This window comes from Burkholderia sp. IT-111MI5 (genome assembly GCF_949752865.1).
Taxonomy (GTDB): Bacteria; Pseudomonadota; Gammaproteobacteria; order Burkholderiales; family Burkholderiaceae; genus Burkholderia; species Burkholderia pyrrocinia_C.
This window is the reverse complement of sequence record NZ_CATKIF010000008.1, coordinates 1-19,318: the sequence shown is the minus strand read 5'-3', so window position 1 is coordinate 19,318 and position 19,318 is coordinate 1. Positions and strand designations below refer to the sequence as shown.

Below are 19,318 nucleotides of genomic sequence, written 5' to 3'. Positions count from 1 at the left end.
CGGACTAGAATTCCGCAATTTACTCGGCCGCGCCCGTTGGCGCATGCACTTCGATTCGATGGAAAACCTGACCGGCATCGTCGCCTTCGTCCGCACCGCCGAAGCGCTGAGCTTCGTCGCGGCCGGCCGTGCGCTCGGCATCTCGGCGTCCGCGGTCGGCAAGACGATCGCGAAACTCGAGCAGTCGCTCGGCGTGCGCCTGTTCAACCGCACGACGCGGCGCGTCACGCTCACTGAAGAGGGGCGGCACTTCTACGAACGCTGCCAGCGGATCCTCGAGGATTTCCGCGATGCGGAAGCGACCGTGACGGCATCGGCGCAGCGCCCGCGCGGCAAGCTGCGCGTGAGCCTGCCGGTGATCGGCTACCGCTTCCTGCTGCCGGTGCTGCCCGAGTTCCGGCAGCGCTATCCGGACGTCGAGCTCGATCTCGATTTCAACGACCGGATGGTCGACGTCGTCGAAGGCGGCTTCGACGCTGTGATCCGCAGCGGCCCGCTGTCGGATTCGAGCCTGATGTCGCGGCGGCTCGGCCCGTTCGCATTCGTGCTGTGCGCGACGCCTGCGTATCTCGCGCGGGCCGGCACGCCGCACACGCCGCGCGATCTCGAAGCGCACGAATGCGTGCGCTATTGCTTCCCGACTACCGGCAAGCTGCAGGACTGGGCACTCGCGGCCGACGACGGCACGCCGCTGAAGCTGCGCACCGCGATGACCTGCAACAACATGGAAGCGCTGCGCGGCACCGTGCTCGCGGGGCTCGGCATCGGCTACATGCCCGATTTCCTCGCACGCGACGCGCTCGAACACGGCGCGCTCGTGACCGTGCTCGACGACTACCGGATCGCGCCGGGACAGTTCTCGATCGTGTGGCCGTCGAGCCGGCAGTTGTCGCCGAAGCTGCGCGTGTTCGTCGATTTCCTGTGCGAGCGGCTGTTCAGGTAGCCGCGCGGCACGCAGTCGCGCAGCGCGCCGTCACGCCGCGCCGATCCGATCCGCTTCCGCCGGCGGCAGCAGCGCGTCGCTGTCGTCCTTCAGCCCGACGCCCGTCAGCCCGAGCCTGCGTGCATGCGTCATCAGGTAATGCAGCTTGTGCGCGGCGGCCGCGTGCGGCAGCCCTTCGGGCCGCACGTTCGAGATGCAGTTGCGCAGCGCGTCGTGGCAGCCGACCTTCGGCGCCCACGTCAGGTACACGCCGAGGCTGTCCGGCGAGCTGAGCCCCGGCCGTTCGCCGATCAGCATCGCAACCACCTTCGCGCGCAGCAGCTCGCCGATCTCGTCGCCGAGCGCGACGCGCGCCTGCTTCGCGACCACCACCGGGCCGATCCGCCAGCCGTCCGCATCGAGCCTTGGGCGCACCGCCTGCAGCAGCGGCAGCGCCTGCTTCGCGGCCGCGAACGCCGACAGCCCGTCGCCGACCACGAACACGACGTCGGGCGCCTCGTCGAGCGCCGCGCCGTAACCGGCCAGCAGCCCGCGGCTGTCATCGGAAAGCTTGCGGCCGAGATCGGGCCGGCGCAGATAGTGGTCGCGGTCCGGAGCGGCGCTCTGCACGCCGAGCGTCGGCAACAGGCCGGCCGCCTCGATTTCGCGCCGCAGCGCATCGGCGTCGAGCGGCTGGTGCACGGCGTCGCGCGCCTGCGCGTGCGACAGGTTGAAGGCCAGCAGCGGCGCGGTCGGCAGGCTGTTGCCCGCGCGGCCGAGCGCGATCCGCGCGTTCGTGAACGCCTTCAGCTGGCCCCACGGATTCTTTTCGACGGCATCGCTCATGCTGACAACCCCATCCAGTCGTTCGCGCCGGCCAGGAGCGGCACGCGGGCCGACGCGGCGCGCAGCGCGCCGTGCGCATCGGCGATCTCCATCGTCTCCAGCCACTCCTCGAACTCCGGCGCGCGGCGCAGGCCGAGCACCTCGCGCACGTAGAGCTGGTCGTGAAACGATGTGCTCTGATAGTTCAGCATCACGTCGTCCGCGCCCGGAATCCCCATGATGAAGTTGATGCCGGCCGCGCCGAGCAGCGTCAGCAAGGTATCCATGTCGTCCTGGTCGGCTTCCGCGTGGTTCGTGTAGCAGATGTCGCAGCCCATCGGCACGCCGAGCAGCTTGCCGCAGAAGTGATCCTCGAGCCCCGCGCGGATGATCTGCTTGCCGTCGTACAGGTATTCGGGCCCGATGAAGCCGACCACCGTGTTCACGAGGAACGGCTCGAACTTGCGCGCAACCGCATACGCGCGCACTTCGCAGGTCTGCTGGTCGACGCCGTGATGCGCGTTCGCCGACAACGCGCTGCCCTGGCCCGTCTCGAAGTACATGAGATTGTTGCCGACGGTGCCGCGCTTCAGCGACAACGCGGCCTCGCGCGCCTCGCCGAGCAGCGCGAGCGAGATCCCGAAGCTCGCGTTCGCTTTCTCGGTGCCCGCGATCGACTGGAACACGAGATCGACCGGCGCGCCCTTCTCGATCGCCGCGATCGTGTTGGTCACGTGCGTGAGCACGCACGACTGCGTCGGCACGCCGTAGCGTTCGCGGAACCCGTCGATCATCGCGAGCAGCTTCACGATCGCCGCGAGGCTGTCGGTCGCCGGGTTGATGCCGATCATCGCGTCGCCGCAGCCGTACATCAGCCCGTCGAGCATCGACGCGGCGATCCCCTTCACGTCGTCGGTCGGGTGGTTCGGCTGCAGCCGCACCGACATCCGCCCGGCGAGCCCGACCGTGTTGCGAAAGCGCGTGACCACGCGGCGCTTGCGCGCGGCCGCGATCAGGTCCTGGTTGCGCATCAGCTTCGACACGGCCGCGACCATCTCCGGCGTGAGGCCCGGCGCGATCCGTTCGAGCGCCGCGCCGTCGGCCGCGGGCGACAGCAGCCAGTTGCGGAAATCGCCGACGGTGAGATGCGAGATTTCCGCGAACGCGGCAGCGTCGTGATCGTCGACGATCAGGCGCGTGACCTCGTCGTCTTCATACGGGATCACCGCTTCGTTCAGGAACGCCTTCAGCGGCACGCCCGCGAGCGCGATCTTCGCGGCGACGCGCTCCTCCTCGCTTGCCGCCGCGACGCCGGCGAGCTGGTCGCCGGAACGCAGCGGGCTCGCCTTCGCGAGCAGCGTCTTCAGGTCCGCGAAGCGGTACGTGCGCGGACCGATCGTCTCCGTATAGGACATCGTGCGAGTCTCCTTCCTTGCCAAAAGCCGACGGCGCGCCCGTTCGACGGGGCGCGCCGGATGCCGTCAGGAACGGCCGTTTACCTTCGCCATGCTCACTCCTCCAGCAGCGCGTCGCCGGGCGCGCTCGCGCGCTGCGAACGGGTCGCGAGGAAGTACGCGTAGCCCACCGCGAGGAAGCCGACGAACACCAGCGCGACCAGCCCGTTGAAGTACACCATCGTAGCGAGACAGACGAGCGCCGCAAGAATCGCGAATGCCGGGAAGATCGGGTACAGCGGTGCGCGGAACGGGCGCGCCATGTTCGGCTGCGAGCGGCGCAGCTTGAACAGCGACGCCATGCTCACGATATACATCACGATCGCGCCGAACACCGACATCGTCACGATGTTCGCGGTCAGCGTCTGCCCGCCGAACTGGATCAGCTCGTCGCTGTAGATCGCCGCGATGCCGACCACGCCGCCCGCGAGAATCGCGCGATGCGGGGTCTTGAAGCGCGGATGCACCTTCCCGAGCCACTCCGGCAGGTAGCCTTCGCGGGCCAGCGCGAAGATCTGGCGCGAATAGCCGAGGATGATCCCGTGGAACGATGCGACCAGACCGAACAGCCCCAGCCACACGAGCATGTGCATCCAGCCGCTGTTCGCACCGACGATGTACTTCATCGCCTGCGGCAACGGGTCGTTGATGTTCGCGAGCTTGGTCCAGTCGCCCGCGCCGCCGGCGAACACCATCACGCCGATCGCGAGCGCGACGAGGGTCAGGATCCCGGCCACGTAGGCGATCGGAATCGAGCGCTTCGGGTTCTTCGCTTCCTCGGCGGCCATCGCGACGCCCTCGATCGCGAGGAAGAACCAGATCGCGAACGGGATCGCCGCGAACATCCCGTGGAAGGCGCCGACGCTGAAATGATCGGCGCCCGACCAGCCGCCCTTCATGAAGTTGCTCCACGCGAAGCCCGGCGACACGACGCCCATGAACACCAGCAGCTCGAAGATCGCGAGCAGCGTGACGACGAGCTCGAACGTCGCGGCGATCTGCACGCCGACGATGTTCAGCGCCATGAACACGAGATACGCGCCCATCGCCGCGTGTTTCGGTTCGAGCCCCGGAAACTGCACGTGCAGGTATGCGCCGATCGCGAGCGCGATCGCGGGCGGCGCGAATACGAACTCGACGAGCGTCGCGGCGCCGGCGAGATAACCGCCGGTCGGGCCGAATGCGCGGCGCGCATACGCGAACGGGCCGCCCGCGTGCGGGATCGACGTCGTCAGCTCGGTGAAGCTGAAAATGAAGGTCGTGTACATCGCCGCGACGAACAGCGCGGTGACGACGAAACCCAGCGTACCGGCGCTCGCCCAGCCGTAGCTCCAGCCGAAGTATTCGCCGGAAATCACGAGGCCGACCGCGATGCCCCACAGTTGCCAGGTCCCGAGCGTCTGCTGCAGCGCGGGCTGGCCGGACGACTTGGCGCCGGCGGCGGGCCGGCCATTCGACTCTGCTTTCATCGGACTTTCTCCTCAAATGCGCCGGGCCTGACGGCCTGCGCGACTGAGAATCGATGCTAGAGAGTCATTAAACGACGTGTTATCGAAATTCGGCAAAGATCGCGGCTGACATTTCGCTGACGGAAACGCCAACCGCGGTCGTTGCGAGCGCCATCCGGCCGCACGAGGCGGCCGGGTCCCCCACGCTTACTGGCCGCCGCTGCGCTGGTTGAACCAGCGGTCGAGCAGCTTGCCGGCCGCTTCGCGGCCGCCGAGGCCGAACGACAGCGCGACGGCCACCGCGATCGCACCGAGCACCAGGCCGAACGCGAGCTGGACGATCTCGTTCGCGATGCCCATCGCGCGCAGCCCCATCGCGAACACGAGGCCGAGGATCGCGAATTGCGCGATGCGCGCGAACAGCACGCTGTGCTCGCGATCGGCCTGCTCGATCACGCGGCGCGCGAGGCCCGCGAGCCACACGCCGATCACGAGGATCACGCCGCCCATCAGCACATGGCCGCCGAATTCGATGAACAGCGTGACGACGTCGCGCACCTGCGAGAAGCCGAGCCGGTTCGCGGCTTCGACCGACGCGAACAGCATCGCGAAGAACACGATCAGCCGCGCGACCAGCACCGACGGCTGCAGGATCCCCGAGAACACGCGCTCGACGCCGAGCACGGCCGGCAGCCCGTCGACGCCGGCGGCTTCCAGCAGCTTCTGCGCGAGCGACGCGACGAAGCGCGCGAAGTAGAACGTGACGAGCACGATCACGATCGCCGCGACGATGTCCGGCACCGCGCCGAGGAACTGGTTCAGCATGTTGGTCGCGGGGCCCGAGATCGCGTCGATCTTCAGCGCATCGAGCGCGGAGATCAGCGTCGGCACGAACACGAACACGTAGACGATCGTGCCGATCAGGCTCGACACGCGCACCGGCGTCGGGCTGTCGAGACGCTGCGTGAGGCGGTCGGCGCCGGCGGCGACGAGCAGGTTCGTCACGAGGCCGCGCAGCACGCGCGCGACGACCCAGCCGACGAAGCCGATCACCGCGGCCGCGAACAGGTTCGGCACGATCGCGAGCAGCTTGTCGACCATCCCCTGCACCGGCGACAGCAGGCCCGACAGCGCGAACGACGCGAGGATCGCCGGCAGGAACATCAGGATCACGAGCCAGAACAGCACGTCGCCGAGATAGCCGCTCATCGGCTGCATGCCCGCACCTTCGGACAGCTTGTCGTCGATCTTGCTGGCCCTCAACGCGCGGTTCGCGAGGCTGCGCAGCAGCGACGCGATCAGCCACGCGATCAGCGTCAGCGCCGCGCCGCCGATCAGGTTCGGCAGGTAGTTGACGATGTGCGTGACGAGCAGCGAGAACGGATTGGAGACCGCGTACAGGTTGAGCACGTTGAAGATGCCCACCGCGGTGACGAGCAGCACGAGCCAGAACAGGCCGCCGGCGATGATCCGCTCGACGTACGCGCCCTGGCCGGTGCTTTCGTTGATCCGCTGATCGACCTTCAGCGCGCTGAGCAGGCGCAGCGCGCCGGCCCGCGCCACCACCGCGATCAGCCAGCCGATCACCAGGATGCCGATCGCGCCGGCGATCTTCGGCAGATATCCGCCTAGCGTGGTCTGCAGCGACGTGATGAAGCTGGAAGCATCCATTTCTTGTTCTCCCGAAAACGTGGCGTTGCGATTGAACATCGACGAACTACCTGCGTACTTCGAATGGCGCGCGTTGCCGCTTGAGCAACTTACCCGAGAAAAATGACGCCTTCACCCGATTTCACCGTCTTTAACTTTAGTCATAGATCGCAGGGGGACAAGACCCCATTTCGGCAAATAAAAAGGGGCGGATTTGTCGACCGCTACGCATTTCCGCAAGATTTATCCATTCGGGCCGTGCTACCGTGCCTTCGGTTCTTGCCCGGACACGCCGATGACAGTCGAAACGAAAACCGAAAAGCCCGCGTGGGTCCGCTATGCGGCCAGCGTGGCGCGCGTCCACGAATACATCCGCGCGCACCTCGACGGCCCGCTCGACCTGAACCGGCTCGCCGAGGTCGCGTGCCTGTCGCCGTATCACTGGCAGCGCGTCTACCGCGCGCTGTACGGCGAGTCGATCGTGCTGACGGTGCGGCGGATGCGGATCGTGCGTGCGTCCGAGGATCTCGTCTGCACGGCGCGGCCGCTCGACGAGATCGCGCGGCGCGCGGGCTACGGATCGACGCACGCGTTTGCCCGGGCGTTTCGCGACGCATACGGCGTACTGCCCGCGCAGCACCGGCGCACGGGCGTTCACCGGCCCATCTATCCGCTACAAAGAGGAGAGGAAGACATGTTCAAGCATGAAGTCGAGATCCGGCGCCTGCCGGAACTGCGCGGCTACGCGGTGGCGCACACGGGCGCGTACCTGAAGGTCGGCGACGCGTTCGCGCGAATCGGCGCGTGGGCCGGGCAACACGGGCTGATCGGCCCGGGCGCGAAGATGATCGGGATTTTCTACGACGATCCGGACACGACGCCGGAAGCGCAGCTGCGCGCGAAGGCCTGCTTCATGCCGGCCGACGGCACGCCGGACGTCGAGCCCGTGCCGCCCGTCGAACGCGCGACGGTAGCGGGCGGCGAATACGCGGTGCTGCTGCATACGGGGCCGTATGCGGACCTGAAGACGGCCTACCAGTGGCTCTACGGCGACTGGCTGCGTCACTCGGGCCGCGAAGCCGCCGACGCACCGCCGTTCGAGCTGTACCTCAATACGCCGATGGATGCGGCGCCGGCCGACCTGCGCACCGAGATTTACCTGCCGCTGCGCTGATCGAAGGGCCGGGACGCTTGGGCGAGCCGGCGCGCTGTTCCAGGGCGACGCCAGTTCCAGAGGCCATGCCGTCGGCGACGATTCTGACGCGGGCAACCAGGCCGGCGATTGCGCGTTAGCCGGCCTGTGTCCCGCAGCCCGGGCAGAAGCGCGCGTCGGCGGCCAGCGCCGCGTGGCAGCGGCTGCAAGCCCTGCCGCGTTGCGCCGTACCGCACTGCGCGCAGAAGCGCGCATCCGCCGCGTTGAGCGCGCCGCAGCCCGCGCAGGCGAGCTGGCTCAGCGGCGCGTTGCCGCCCTGGCCGCCTTGACCATCGGTCGGTGCCTGCCAGCCCCAGCCGTGACGATCGCGGCCACGCGCATCGTGGCCGCCGTGCCCGTCCCGGCGCTGCCCGCCGTGATGCCCGCCACCGCCACCGCTGTTGCCGTGCCCACCGCCATGGCCACCGCCGTGCCCACCCAGGATCCGTTTCAGAAAGCTCATCGCACGCTCCTCAACGCGTGGCCTGCGCGCCGCCGAACGCCCCGGAGGACGACAGCAGCCGCAAGCCGTTGGCGACGACGATCAGGCTCGCGCCCGCGTCCGCGAATACCGCCATCCACATCGTGCCGAGCCCCGCGACCGTGAGGCCGAGGAACACGATCTTCACGCCGAGCGCGAAGCCGATGTTCTGCACCAGTACGCGGTGCGTCGCGCGCGACAGCCGCACGAACGCGGGAATCTTGCGCAGGTCGTCGTCCATCAGCGCGACGTCGGCCGTCTCGATCGCCGTGTCGGTGCCCATCGCGCCCATCGCGAAACCGATGTCGGCGCGCGCGAGCGCCGGCGCGTCGTTGATCCCGTCGCCGACCATCCCGACCGCGCCCGCGCCGCCGGCCGACAGTTCCTCGACCGCCGCGAGCTTGTCCTCGGGCAACTGGTTGCCGCGCGCGTCGTCGATGCCGGCCTGCTGCGCGATGGCTTGCGCGGTGTGCGGGTTGTCGCCCGTCAGCATCGCGGTGCGGATGCCGAGCGCATGCAGGTCGGCGATCGCGTCGCGGCTCGTGTCCTTGATCGTGTCGGCTACCGCGAAGATGCCGAGCACGCGCGCGTCGTCGACCAGCACCACGACGCTCTTGCCCTGCCGCTCGAGCGCATCGAGCTTCGTTTCGAGGGCCGGCGAGCAGCGCTCGAGTTCCTCGACGAGCCGGTGGTTGCCGAGCCAGTAGCGCGCGCCGTCGATCGTGCCGCGCACGCCGCGCCCGACCAGTGCTTCGAAGTCCTGCACATCGGCGAACGCCGCCGTTCCGGTGTCGCGCGCCGCGGCCGCGATCGCCTGCGACACCGGGTGATCCGAGCGCGCGGCGAGGCTCGCGCCGAGGTGCCGGATACGCTCGGCATCGACGTCGGTCGCATGCGCGTCGAAGTCGGTCTGCACCGGCTTGCCGTGCGTGATCGTGCCGGTCTTGTCGAGCGCGAGCCACGCGAGCTTGCGCCCTTCCTCCAGATAGACGCCGCCCTTCACGAGAATCCCGCGCCGCGCCGCGGCCGCGAGCCCCGACACGATCGTCACCGGCGTCGAGATCACCAGTGCGCACGGGCATGCGATCACGAGCAGCACCAGCGCGCGGTAGATCCAGTCGTTCCACGCGCCGCCCATCACGAGCGGCGGCACCACCGCGACCAGCAGCGCGACCGCGAACACGATCGGCGTGTAGACGCGCGCGAACTGGTCGACGAAGCGCTGCGTCGGCGCCTTCGCACCCTGCGCCTCCTCGACCGCGTGGATGATCCGCGCGAGCGTCGAGTTGGCCGCGACGGCCGTCACGCGGTATTCGAACGAACCCGCTTCGTTGATCGTGCCTGCGTACACGGCATCGCCGGCCGTCTTTTCGACAGGCAGGCTCTCGCCGGTGATCGGCGCCTGGTTGACCGTCGAGCGGCCGGCAACGACTTCGCCGTCCAGCCCGATCCGCTCGCCCGGCTTCACGCGCACGACCGCGCCGAGCGCGACCTGCGCGGCCTCGATGGTGCGCCACGACCCGTCGGCATCCTGCACGGTCGCGGTGTCCGGCGCGAGCTGCATCAGGCCCTGGATCGCATTGCGCGCGCGGTCGAGCGACTTCGCCTCGATCAGTTCGGCGATCGTGAACAGCACCATCACCATCGCGGCTTCCGGCCACTGGCCGATCGCCATCGCGCCCGTCACCGCGATGCTCATCAGCGCGTTGATGTTCAGGTTGCCGTTGCGAATCGCGATCCAGCCCTTCTTGTACGTAGTGAGCCCGCACGCGAACACCGCCGCGAGCGCGAGCGCCGCCGACAGCCACACGGGCAGGCCGGCCCAGGTCGCCCCCTCGGACGCGATCGCGGCAACGCCCGCCAGCGCCAGCGGCCACCAAGGCTTCGCGGGCGCGTCGGCGACGCGCGCCGCCGGCGCGCCGGCCGCTGCGGCCTCGGGCGTCATCCCGAGCGTGCGGATCGCACTTTCGATCGCCGGCTGGGCGCCCGGCACGTGCTCGACGGTCAGCATCCGCTGCATCAGGTTGAATTCGAGCGCCGACACCTCGCTCATCCCGCCGAGCTTCTTGCGGATCAGCGTCTCCTCGGTCGGGCAGTCCATCTGCATGATCCGGAACGCGGAGCGCACGTGGCCCGATGCGGTCGCCTGCGCGACCGGCAGCGGTGCGAGCGTCAACGCGGCGGGGGCGCAGCAGTCGCCGGCCGCGTGGTCGTGGTCGTGGTCGTGGTCGTGACCGGCATGGTCGTGCGCCGCGTGGTCGTGCGAGCACGCCGCGCCGTGTGCATGTGCGTCGCCGTGCGCATGATCGTGATCGTGATCGTGCCCCTCACCACCGCCGTGGTCGTGATCATGGTCATGGCCGCGCGATGCGGCGTCGCCGTGCGCGTGCTCGCCGGCCGCCGGCGCCGCGTTGGCAACGGTCGCCGCGTGCGTGTCGCGCGCGTCGGCGCAGCACGTGTCGGCGCCGCCGGCATGGCGGTGTCGTGGGTCGTGGGTACGCTGGGCGTCGGTCATGACAACCTCCTTTATGGCTTGACGGTGTAGAGTTAACACCCTGAAGCCACTACAAGGTCAACCCTTACACGGGAGAAAGGCATGAAGATTGGCGAACTGGCCAAAGCGGCCCGCTGCACGCCCGAGACGATCCGCTTCTACGAAAAAGAGGGGCTGATGCCGGATGCGGAGCGCACCGACGCGAACTACCGCAACTACACCGACGTGCACGTGGAACGGCTGCGCTTCATCCGCAACTGCCGCGCGCTCGACATGGCGCACGACGAGATTCGCACGCTGCTGCAGCTCACCGACACGCCGGCCGACCGCTGCGATTCGATCAATTCGCTGCTCGACGACCACATCGGACACGTCGACGCGCGCCTCGCGGAACTCACGCATCTGCGCGACCAGCTCACCGAATTGCGCCGCCAGTGTGTCGGCGAGCATTCGGTCGAGGATTGCGGGATCGTGCACGGTCTCGCGACGATGGAAACCGTCGCGCCGGCCGCGAAACGCTCGCACCTCGGCTGAAACCCTTGTGAAATAAGATGGCCTGGCTGAGAATAGTTATATTCTTACTAGATATGGCCTAACTATTCATGTCAACGAGCCGCCCGTCCCCGCTCGCACTGGCCGTCCTCGCGACGCTCACCGAAACGCCGATGCATCCGTACGGGATGCTGCAGCAACTGAAGGCCCGCGGGTACGACGAAGTCGTCAACGTGCGGCAGCGCACGAGCCTCTATCAGACGATCGACCGGCTGCTGCGCGACGGGCTGATCGCCGTGCACGACACCGAGCGCGACGGCGCCTTTCCCGAGCGCACGCTGTATGCGCTGACCGAGGCCGGGCACACGGCGGGCCAGGCGTGGCTGCATGCACTGCTCGCGGAGCCCGCGCGCGAATATCCGGTGTTCGGTGCCGGCCTCGCGTTCCTGCCGCTGCTCGATGCCGAAGATGCACGACACCAGCTCGAACTCCGGATTACCCGGCTCGACGCCGAGCGCGAGCGTCTGGAAGCGCTGCGCAACGCCGCGCAGGCCGACCAGGTGCCGCGCCTGTTCCTGCTGCAGAACGAACACGCGCTCGTGCTGCTGAATGCGGAGCTCGACTGGGCGCGCAGCGTCGTCGAACACCTGAAGATCGGCGCGCTGCGCTGGGTGGACGGCTGACAAGTAACGAAGGCTGACTCCCGCCAGCAACGGGAATCGCCTCGGTCAAAGCACCTTGCCGGGATTCAGGATGCCGCGCGGGTCCAGCGCGACCTTCAGGCACCGCATCAGCCCGATTTCAGCGTCGCTGCGCGTGTGCGCGAGATAAGGACGTTTGAGCACCCCGATCCCGTGCTCGGCCGACACCGAGCCACCCATGTCCCGCACCACCGCGTACACGCAGTGATCGAGCGCGTCGGCGTCCGCGTCGGTCATCCCGGCCAGCGACACGCCGATATGCACGTTGCCGTCGCCGACATGGCCGAAGAACAGGCACGTGAGCGCCGGCCAGCGCGAGCGCAGCGCCGCCTCGCAGCGCTCGGCGAACGCGCCGAGCTCGCCCGTCGGCAAACTCACGTCGAAGTTGACGAGTTGCGGCAGCGCATCGATCGCGAGGCCTTCGCGCAGCGTCCACAGGTCGCGCGCCTGCCGCTCCGACGTCGCGAGCACCGCATCGTCCACGAGCCCTGCATCGATCCCCGCCGCGAGGCCGGTTTCCAGCGCGTGATGCGCATCGCCGCCCGGCGCGCTCGTCGCGCACTCGATCAGCACCGCGAAACCGCCGTCACCTGCGAATGGCGCAGTGACGCCCGGCGTGTGGCGCGCGACGTAGTCATAGAACGCCGGCCACATCGCCTCGAAGCTGACGACCTCGGGCAGCGTGCGCACGCGGTTCCACAATCCGACCACCGCGTCGTAGTCGCGCACGCGGCAGAGTGCGGTGGCCGGCGCGGCGAGCAACGGATGCAGCCGCAGCACGGCGCGCGTGACGACGCCGAGCGTCCCCTCGCTGCCGATGAACAACTGCTTCAGGTCGTAGCCCGCGTTGTTCTTCAGCATCCGGTTCATCGACGACACGACCGTGCCGTCCGCGAGCACGGCCTCGAGCCCGAGCACCTGCTCGCGCATCATCCCGTAGCGGATCGCGCGCGTGCCGCCCGCATTGGTCGCGAGCATGCCGCCGATCTGGCACGAGCCGCGCGCACCGAGATCGACGCCGAACGTGAAGCCCGCCGCTTCCGCGGCTTCCTGCACCGTCTGCAGCGGCGTCCCGGCCCGCACGGTCATCGTGCCGGCCGCCGCGTCGAGCGCTTCGATGCCTGCGAAGCGTTCCATCGACAACACGACCTCGCCGCCGAGCGCGACCGCGCCGCGTGCGAGCCCCGTCAACCCGCCTTGCGGCACGACCGGCTGGCCGAGCCGCGTGCACAGCGCGAGCGTGCGCGACACGTCGTCGACGCTGCGCGGGCGCACCAGCGCACGCGGCCGCACGCCGGCCGGCTCGTTGTACGCGGTGAAGTAACGCGGATCGATGTCGGCCGCGCGCGTGACGAGCGCGTCGCCCAGTTCGGCGACGAGCACGGCATCGAGCGCATCGTCCGACAGCGGCGCGCCGCCCTGTTCGCCGCCCGCGGCGGCCGGGTTCGGGTTCTGCATCGCGCGCGGCCCCGCTTACTTCGTCGAGATGTCGATATCGCCGAAATACTTCAGGCCGAGCGACTTCACCGTGCCGTCCGCCTTCAGCTTGTCGATCGCCGCGTCGAGCTTCGCCTTCAGCGCGTCGTCGCCCTTGCGCAGGCCGAATGCGATGCCGCTGCCGAGGATCCGGTCGTCGTGCACGGGCTGGCCGACGAACGAGAAGCCCTTGCCGTCCGGGCGCGACAGGAAGCCGCGCTGGCCGGACGGCGCGAGCACCAGCGTCGCGTCGAGGCGGCCCGCCACGAGGTCCGCATACGCCTGGTTCTGGTCCTGGTACGCGACGACCGCGACGCCGGCCGGTTCCCAGTGCGCCTTCGCGAAGGTTTCCTGGATCGACGCCTGCAGCACGCCGACGCGCTTGCCCTTCAGCGATTCGGGCGTCGGCAGCAGGCCGCTGCCGGTGCGCGCGATCAGCTGGGTCGGCACGCGATAGATGATCGTCGTGAAGTCGATCGCCTGGCGCCGCTGCTCGGTCGCGTTCATCGCCGAGTTGATCGCGTCGAACTTGCGGCCCTTCAGCGCGGGAATCAGGCCGTCGAACGACGTCTCGACCCATTTGCACGACAGCTTCGCCGTCTGGCAGACGGCATTGCCGACGTCGATGTCGAAGCCCTGCAGGTCGCCGTTCGGCGCTTTCGATTCGAACGGCGGGTATTGCGCCTCGAGGCCGAAGCGCAGCGTCTGCGTATCGGCGAGCGCCGCGCCGGAGCCGATTGCGCACGCGAGTGCGAATGCGAGTTTCAGGGTTGCCGTGTGCTTCATCGTGATCTCCTGGGTCTGGTCGATGCGACGTCCCCGTCGCCGGTTTCCTTACTTACAGCGAACGCAGCCGCCGCGCGCCTTCGACCAGCGTCGCGTCGTCCTTCGAAAAACTGAGCCGGATCACGCCGGCGTCGGTGCCGTCGGTATAGAACGCCGACAGCGGAATCGTCGCGACGCGCGCGTCGCGGATCAGGCGCAGCACGAAATCGTTGTCGCTTTCGTCCGAGAAGTGCCGGAAGCGCGCGAGCATGAAGAACGAGCCTTCGCTCGGCAGCAGCTCGAAACGCGAATCGGTCAGCTCGCGCGCCAGCAGGTCGCGCTTGGCCTGGTAGAACGCCGACAGGCCGAGATAGCTGTCCGGCCGCGCGAGGATCTCCGCGAACGCGACCTGCATCGGCGTGTCGGCCGCGAACACCATGAACTGGTGCACCTTGCGGATCTCGTCCATCAGCTCGGCCGGCGCCAGGCAGTGACCGACCCGCCAGCCGGTCACGTGGAACGACTTGCCGAACGACGACACGATCACGCTGCGCTCGGCCAGCTCGCGATGGCGCGCCACGCTCTGGTGCAGCGCGCCGTCGAATACGACGTGCTCGTAGACCTCGTCGGACAGGATCACGATGCCGGTGTCGCGCGTGAGCTGCGCGAGCCGCTCGAGATCGTCGGCCGAGAACACGGTCGCGGTCGGGTTGTGCGGCGTGTTCACGATGATCATCCGCGTGCGCGGCGTGATCGCCGCGGCCACCTCGTCCCAGTTCACGCGGAAATGCTCGGGTGACAGCTTGATCGCAACCGGCGTCGCGCCCTGCAGCCGCACGATCGGCGCATAGCTGTCGAACGACGGCTCGAAATAGATCACCTCGTCGCCCGGATGCACGAGCGCGCTGATCGCCGCGTACAGCCCTTCGCTCGCGCTCGCGATCACCGTGATCTCGGTCGCCGGGTCGTAGCGCGCGCCGTACAGCGCCTCGGTCTTTTCGGCGAGCCGTTCGCGCAGCGCCATCACGCCGGCCATCGGCGAGTATTGGTTGTGCCCGTCGCGCATCGCGCGCGCGACGCCTTCGACGAGCGCCGGATCGGGCGCGAAATTCGGCGCGCCCTGCGACAGGTTCAACGCATCGTGTTGCGCGGCCAGCTGGCCGATCACCGTGAAGATCGTCGTGCCGACGTCGGGCAGTTTCGAACGGGGCGCGGTGGCGCTTCGCATGACTCCTCCTTCTGATGTCCTTCGGGCTGGCCCGCGCGACACGCGCGGCCCTGCATCTGCCGCATGATTTAGCCCCAGCCAATATCGGCGGACAATCGAAAGTTCGTCATGGCGGCCATGCATTTTTCTCATGGCTCACGGTATGAAGCACGCAACGGCAGGGCTGAACTGCCGGCCTGACATGCGAATCAGGCATTACCCGTAGGGGATGCTACGCGCCCGCCGCCGCCAGATACGCGAGCAGCACGGCCCGCAGCTCGCCGCGCAGCGCAGCAAAGTCGAGCGCGGGCCCGAGCGTCAGCAATGCCTGCGAGAGGCCGCCGTAGCAGACGGTATGCGCCATCCTTGCGAGCCCGTCGAGCCGCGCGGCCGGCGGCGGATCGGCCGCGTGCGCGAGCGCGTCGCGCCATAGTGCGACATACGCGTCGTAATGCCGGCGGTATGCGGCGAGCGGCGACACCTGCCGCTCCAGCGCGAAGAACGCGCTCCACAGCGCGGCGTCGGCGCCGATCGCGTCGACCTGCAGGTCGACGAGCGCCACGGCGAGTTCGGCCCGCGGCGCGCCGCGCAGCCGCTGCGCCACATCGCGCAGCCGGTCGGCCATCGCCAGCACGTGCCGGTGGATGCAGAGCGCCGCGAGGCTCTGCTTGTCGCCGAAATACTCGTAGAAGGTGCCGATGCTGACGCCCGCGACGGCCGCGATCTCGCGAATCGTCGCCTTCGCGTAGCCGCGTTCGAGCAAAAGCTGAACGAACGCCTGCTGCAGCGCGTCGGAGCTCGCCTGCGCGCGCGACTGGCGCGGCCGGCGGCGCAACGCGGGCGCGGGTTGCGCCGCCGGCTGGCCGGGCGGCGCCGGAACCTGAACATGTCGCGGCGGCATATTTGCTACTCTGGAATTCAGCAGGGAATGCGTTTACCGGGAGCCGGAACCAGCGCCGCAGCGCCACCCGTGTTGCATGACGCCGGCCGCCCGCGAAGCATGAGACCGGAGACAACTTCGATGACCGAATCGACTCACGCCATCACGAACCAGTTCGACGAACTGGTCGACTATAACCTCTTCGCGACGGACGTCGCGCTGCGCGACGCGCTCGCCCGCGCCGGCGCCGACTGGGCCATGCCGCAGCTCGATGCGTACGGCGCGCGGCTCGGCAGCGCCGACACCGCGCAACTCGCCGACGAAGCGAACCAGCACCCGCCGGAGTTGAACGCGTTCGACCGGCGCGGCCGGCGCATCGACCGCGTCGATTTCCACCCGGCGTGGCACGCGCTGCTCGGCCAGTACCGCCACGAAGGCTTCGTGTCGCTCGCGTTCCGCGATACGCGCCGCGGCCGCTGGGCCGCGACCGCGGCCGGCTTCTACCTGCACGGCCAGATCGAGGCCGGCACGTTGTGCCCGGCGACGATGACGCAGGCCGCGATTCCCGTGCTGCAGAAGGAGCCCGCGCTGTGGAACCTGCTGCGCGACAAGCTCTACAGCGACGACTACGACCCGCGCGACGTGCCGGTCGCCGACAAGCGCTCGATCTGGTTCGGCATGGGGATGACCGAGAAACAGGGCGGCTCCGACGTGCGCGCGAACACGACGCTCGCCACGCCCGTCGGCGCGGGCGGGCGCGGCGGCGAATACCTGCTGCGCGGCCACAAGTGGTTCTTCTCCGCGCCGATGTGCGATGCGCACCTCGTCGTCGCGCACACCGAAGGCGGCAGCCCGTCGTGCTTCTACGTGCCGCGCTGGCGGCCGGACGGCACGAAGAACGCGGTCGAGATCCAGCGGCTGAAGAACAAGGTCGGCAACCGCAGCAACTCGAGCAGCGAGATCGAGCTGAACGACGCGTGGGGCATCATGCTCGGCGACGAAGGCCGCGGCATCCCGACCATCATCGAAATGGCCACCTATACGCGGCTGAACTGCGTGCTCGGCAGCGCGGCGATGCTGCGCCAGGGCGTCGTGCAGGCGATCGCGTACACACGCCAGCGCCACGCGTTCGGCCGCGCGCTCGCCGAACAACCGCTGATGCGCACCGTGCTCGCCGATCTCGCGCTCGAAAGCGAAGCGGCGCTCGTACTCGCGATGCGTCTTGCCGACGCGTTCGAGCGCGACGACTCGCCGCGCGAACGCGCGTGGAAGCGCATCGTCACACCGGCTGCGAAATTCTGGGTCTGCAAGCGCGCGGTCGAGCTGACCGGCGAGGTGATGGAAGTGTTCGGCGGCAACGGCTACGTCGACGACGGCCCGATCGCGCGGCTGTTCCGCGAGGCGCCCGTCAACTCGATCTGGGAAGGCTCGGGCAACGTGATGTGCCTCGACGTGCTGCGCGCGGTATCGCGCGAGCCCGACGCAGCCGCCGCGCTGTTCGCCGAACTCGCCGACCTCGGTGCGGGCGAACCGCGCATCCGCGCGGCGCTCGATGCGCTGCGCGCGATGCTTGCCGCGCCGGCCGACACGCTCGAGGCATCGGGCCGCGTGTTCGCGCAGCGGCTCGCGATCGTCGCGCAGGCGTGCCTGCTGCGCCGCGATGCGCCGGCGGCCGTCGCCGACGCGTTCGTCGCGACGCGGCTCGCCGCGCCCGACTGGGGCCGCATCGCGGGCGGCTTCGATCCGCACGCGATCGACGTCGCCGCGCTGCTGCAGCGCGCGTATCCGGCCTGACGCCGGTTCGCTCGCCTTCGTTCGCCTTCGTTCGCCCCGCCCGGAGCCCCGATGAACCTCGTCGCCGCCCTCGACCGCGCCGCCCGCGCGACGCCCGACAAGCCGTTCCTCGTCAGCGAATCCGCGACGATCACCTATGCGGCCGCGCGCGAGCGCTCGCACCGCGCAGCGGCCGTGCTGAGCGCGCTCGGCATCGCGGCCGGCGACCGCGTCGCCGCGATGTGCTTCAACACGCCGGCCTTCGTCGACCTGATGTTCGGCGCGTGGCGGCTCGGCGCGACGTTCGTGCCGGTCAACCACAAGCTGCAGGCGCCGGAAGTCGACTACGTGCTCGAACACAGCCGCAGCAAGGCGCTGCTGTTCGACGTGGCGCTCGCGCCGGTGGTCGAACGCATCGTTCATCCGGCGCGGCGGCTCGTGACCGAAGGCGAGCTCGACGGCGTGCCGTGCTTCGACACGATGTGCGCGACGATGGACGGCGTCGCGGGCATCGAACCGGCCGACGGCGATGTCGCGCAGATCCTCTACACGTCCGGCACGACCGGCCGCCCGAAAGGCTGCGTGCACAGCCACCGCACCGTGACGCTTGCGGCGATGTCGGCGGCGCTCGCGATCGGCATCGGCCGCAACGAGCGCACGCTGATGGCGATGCCGATCTGGCATTCGTCGCCGCTCAACAACTGGTTCGGCGGCACGCTGGTCGCGGGCGGCACCGTCGTGCTGCTGCGCGAATACCATCCGCTGCGGTTCCTGCAGGCCGTCGAGCGCGAGCGCGTGACGCTGTATTTCGGCGCGCCGGTGTCGTACACGCTGCCGCTCGACACGATCGACGGCTTCGCAGCGTTCGACCTGTCGAGCGTGCGCGCGTGGCTGTACGGCGGCGGCCCGATCGGCGCCGCGCAGGCCGAACGGCTCGCGCGCGCGTATCGCAGCGACGCGTTCTTCCACGTGTACGGGATGACGGAAACGGGGCCGGCCGGCACGACGCTGTATCCGGACGAGCAGATCGCGAAGGCCGGTTCGATCGGCCGCCACGGCGGCCCGGGCGTCGACCTGCGCGTCGTGCGGATGGACGGCATCGATGCGCAGCCGGGCGAGACCGGCGAGATCTGGCTGAAGGCAGACAGCATGATGCTCGGTTATCTCGACGACGCGGCCGCGACGCGCGCCGCGTTCGCACCGGGCGGCTGGTATCGCACCGGCGACGTCGCGCGAATCGATCAGGATGGCTACCTGTTCATCGTCGACCGGCTGAAGGACATGATCGTGACCGGCGGCGAGAACGTCTATTCGAAGGAAGTGGAGGACGTGCTCGGCGCGCACCCGGACATCGCCGAGGCGGCCGTCGTCGGCGTCCCGCATCCGGACTGGGGCGAGACGGTGGTTGCACACGTCGTGATGCGTGCGGGCGCGGCGCCCGACGCGGACGCGCTGCGCGCGTTCTGCGGCGAGCGGCTCGCCGCGTACAAGATCCCGCGCGAGTTCGCGTTCGCGCAGGCGCTGCCGCGCACGCCGACCGGCAAGCTGCAGAAATTCC

At 69.1% G+C, this 19,318-nt stretch carries 16 protein-coding genes; 6 read left to right on the top strand and 10 right to left on the bottom strand.

What is annotated here, in order from left to right; translation table 11 throughout:
* The first annotated feature begins 58 nt into the window (after positions 1 to 58).
* Complete coding sequence (locus ACM6JT_RS06545) at positions 59 to 943, top strand: LysR family transcriptional regulator (RefSeq protein ID WP_105390430.1); 885 nt, start codon at positions 59 to 61, stop codon at positions 941 to 943.
* A gap of 30 nt (positions 944 to 973) precedes the next feature.
* On the opposite strand, the gene eutC is transcribed toward ACM6JT_RS06545, so the two are convergent.
* The 4 genes from eutC to ACM6JT_RS06525 form a co-directional block, all read right to left on the bottom strand.
* The gene (gene eutC, locus ACM6JT_RS06540; protein ID WP_414856135.1) at positions 974 to 1,768 is read right to left on the bottom strand and encodes an ethanolamine ammonia-lyase subunit EutC; all 795 of its coding nucleotides are present in this window, start codon (positions 1,766 to 1,768) and stop codon (positions 974 to 976) included.
* Complete coding sequence (locus ACM6JT_RS06535; protein WP_034183858.1) at positions 1,765 to 3,162, bottom strand: ethanolamine ammonia-lyase subunit EutB; 1,398 nt, start codon at positions 3,160 to 3,162, stop codon at positions 1,765 to 1,767. Before ACM6JT_RS06535 ends, eutC begins: the two co-directional genes overlap by 4 nt.
* A gap of 95 nt (positions 3,163 to 3,257) precedes the next feature.
* On the bottom strand, positions 3,258 to 4,670 hold the full coding sequence (eat, locus tag ACM6JT_RS06530; protein WP_034183857.1) for an ethanolamine permease: 1,413 nt from the start codon (positions 4,668 to 4,670) through the stop codon (positions 3,258 to 3,260).
* Between the two features lie 186 nt (positions 4,671 to 4,856).
* A complete protein-coding gene (locus tag ACM6JT_RS06525; RefSeq protein WP_034183856.1) occupies positions 4,857 to 6,320 on the bottom strand; it encodes a mechanosensitive ion channel in 1,464 nt (487 codons plus the stop codon).
* A gap of 274 nt (positions 6,321 to 6,594) precedes the next feature.
* Between ACM6JT_RS06525 and ACM6JT_RS06520 the strand changes: the two genes are divergently transcribed.
* Positions 6,595 to 7,473, top strand: coding sequence for an AraC family transcriptional regulator (locus tag ACM6JT_RS06520; protein WP_034183855.1), 879 nt, complete (start codon positions 6,595 to 6,597; stop codon positions 7,471 to 7,473).
* A 115-nt stretch (positions 7,474 to 7,588) separates the two neighbouring features.
* On the opposite strand, the gene ACM6JT_RS06515 is transcribed toward ACM6JT_RS06520, so the two are convergent.
* Entirely contained in the window at positions 7,589 to 7,954 is a 366-nt protein-coding gene (locus ACM6JT_RS06515; RefSeq protein WP_131945751.1) for a zinc ribbon domain-containing protein, read from the bottom strand.
* Positions 7,955 to 7,964: 10 nt separating this feature from the next.
* Positions 7,965 to 10,487 (bottom strand): heavy metal translocating P-type ATPase, encoded by a 2,523-nt coding sequence (locus ACM6JT_RS06510; RefSeq protein ID WP_414856134.1) that lies wholly within the window; start codon positions 10,485 to 10,487, stop codon positions 7,965 to 7,967.
* A gap of 81 nt (positions 10,488 to 10,568) precedes the next feature.
* Here ACM6JT_RS06510 and cadR point away from each other — a divergent pair, with 81 nt between their 5' ends.
* Entirely contained in the window at positions 10,569 to 11,000 is a 432-nt protein-coding gene (cadR, locus tag ACM6JT_RS06505) for a Cd(II)/Pb(II)-responsive transcriptional regulator (protein ID WP_152860574.1), read from the top strand.
* Between the two features lie 68 nt (positions 11,001 to 11,068).
* Positions 11,069 to 11,641: a PadR family transcriptional regulator gene (locus ACM6JT_RS06500; RefSeq protein WP_034183851.1), complete on the top strand. Its 573-nt coding sequence runs from the start codon at positions 11,069 to 11,071 to the stop codon at positions 11,639 to 11,641.
* Between the two features lie 45 nt (positions 11,642 to 11,686).
* Here ACM6JT_RS06500 and ACM6JT_RS06495 read toward each other — a convergent pair whose 3' ends face one another.
* From ACM6JT_RS06495 to ACM6JT_RS06480, 4 genes are all read right to left on the bottom strand, one after another.
* On the bottom strand, positions 11,687 to 13,117 hold the full coding sequence (locus ACM6JT_RS06495; protein WP_414856133.1) for an FAD-binding oxidoreductase: 1,431 nt from the start codon (positions 13,115 to 13,117) through the stop codon (positions 11,687 to 11,689).
* Positions 13,118 to 13,132: 15 nt separating this feature from the next.
* A complete protein-coding gene (locus ACM6JT_RS06490) occupies positions 13,133 to 13,921 on the bottom strand; it encodes an ABC transporter substrate-binding protein (RefSeq protein WP_034183849.1) in 789 nt (262 codons plus the stop codon).
* Between the two features lie 52 nt (positions 13,922 to 13,973).
* A complete protein-coding gene (locus ACM6JT_RS06485; protein ID WP_414856132.1) occupies positions 13,974 to 15,128 on the bottom strand; it encodes a pyridoxal phosphate-dependent aminotransferase in 1,155 nt (384 codons plus the stop codon).
* Between the two features lie 211 nt (positions 15,129 to 15,339).
* Positions 15,340 to 16,008 (bottom strand): TetR/AcrR family transcriptional regulator, encoded by a 669-nt coding sequence (locus ACM6JT_RS06480; protein ID WP_414856131.1) that lies wholly within the window; start codon positions 16,006 to 16,008, stop codon positions 15,340 to 15,342.
* Positions 16,009 to 16,128: 120 nt separating this feature from the next.
* Between ACM6JT_RS06480 and ACM6JT_RS06475 the strand changes: the two genes are divergently transcribed.
* The gene (locus tag ACM6JT_RS06475) at positions 16,129 to 17,781 is read left to right on the top strand and encodes an acyl-CoA dehydrogenase family protein (protein ID WP_034183846.1); all 1,653 of its coding nucleotides are present in this window, start codon (positions 16,129 to 16,131) and stop codon (positions 17,779 to 17,781) included.
* A gap of 51 nt (positions 17,782 to 17,832) precedes the next feature.
* Positions 17,833 to 19,318: class I adenylate-forming enzyme family protein (locus ACM6JT_RS06470; RefSeq protein ID WP_414856130.1), on the top strand; the 1,486-nt coding region annotated here is incomplete at its 3' end.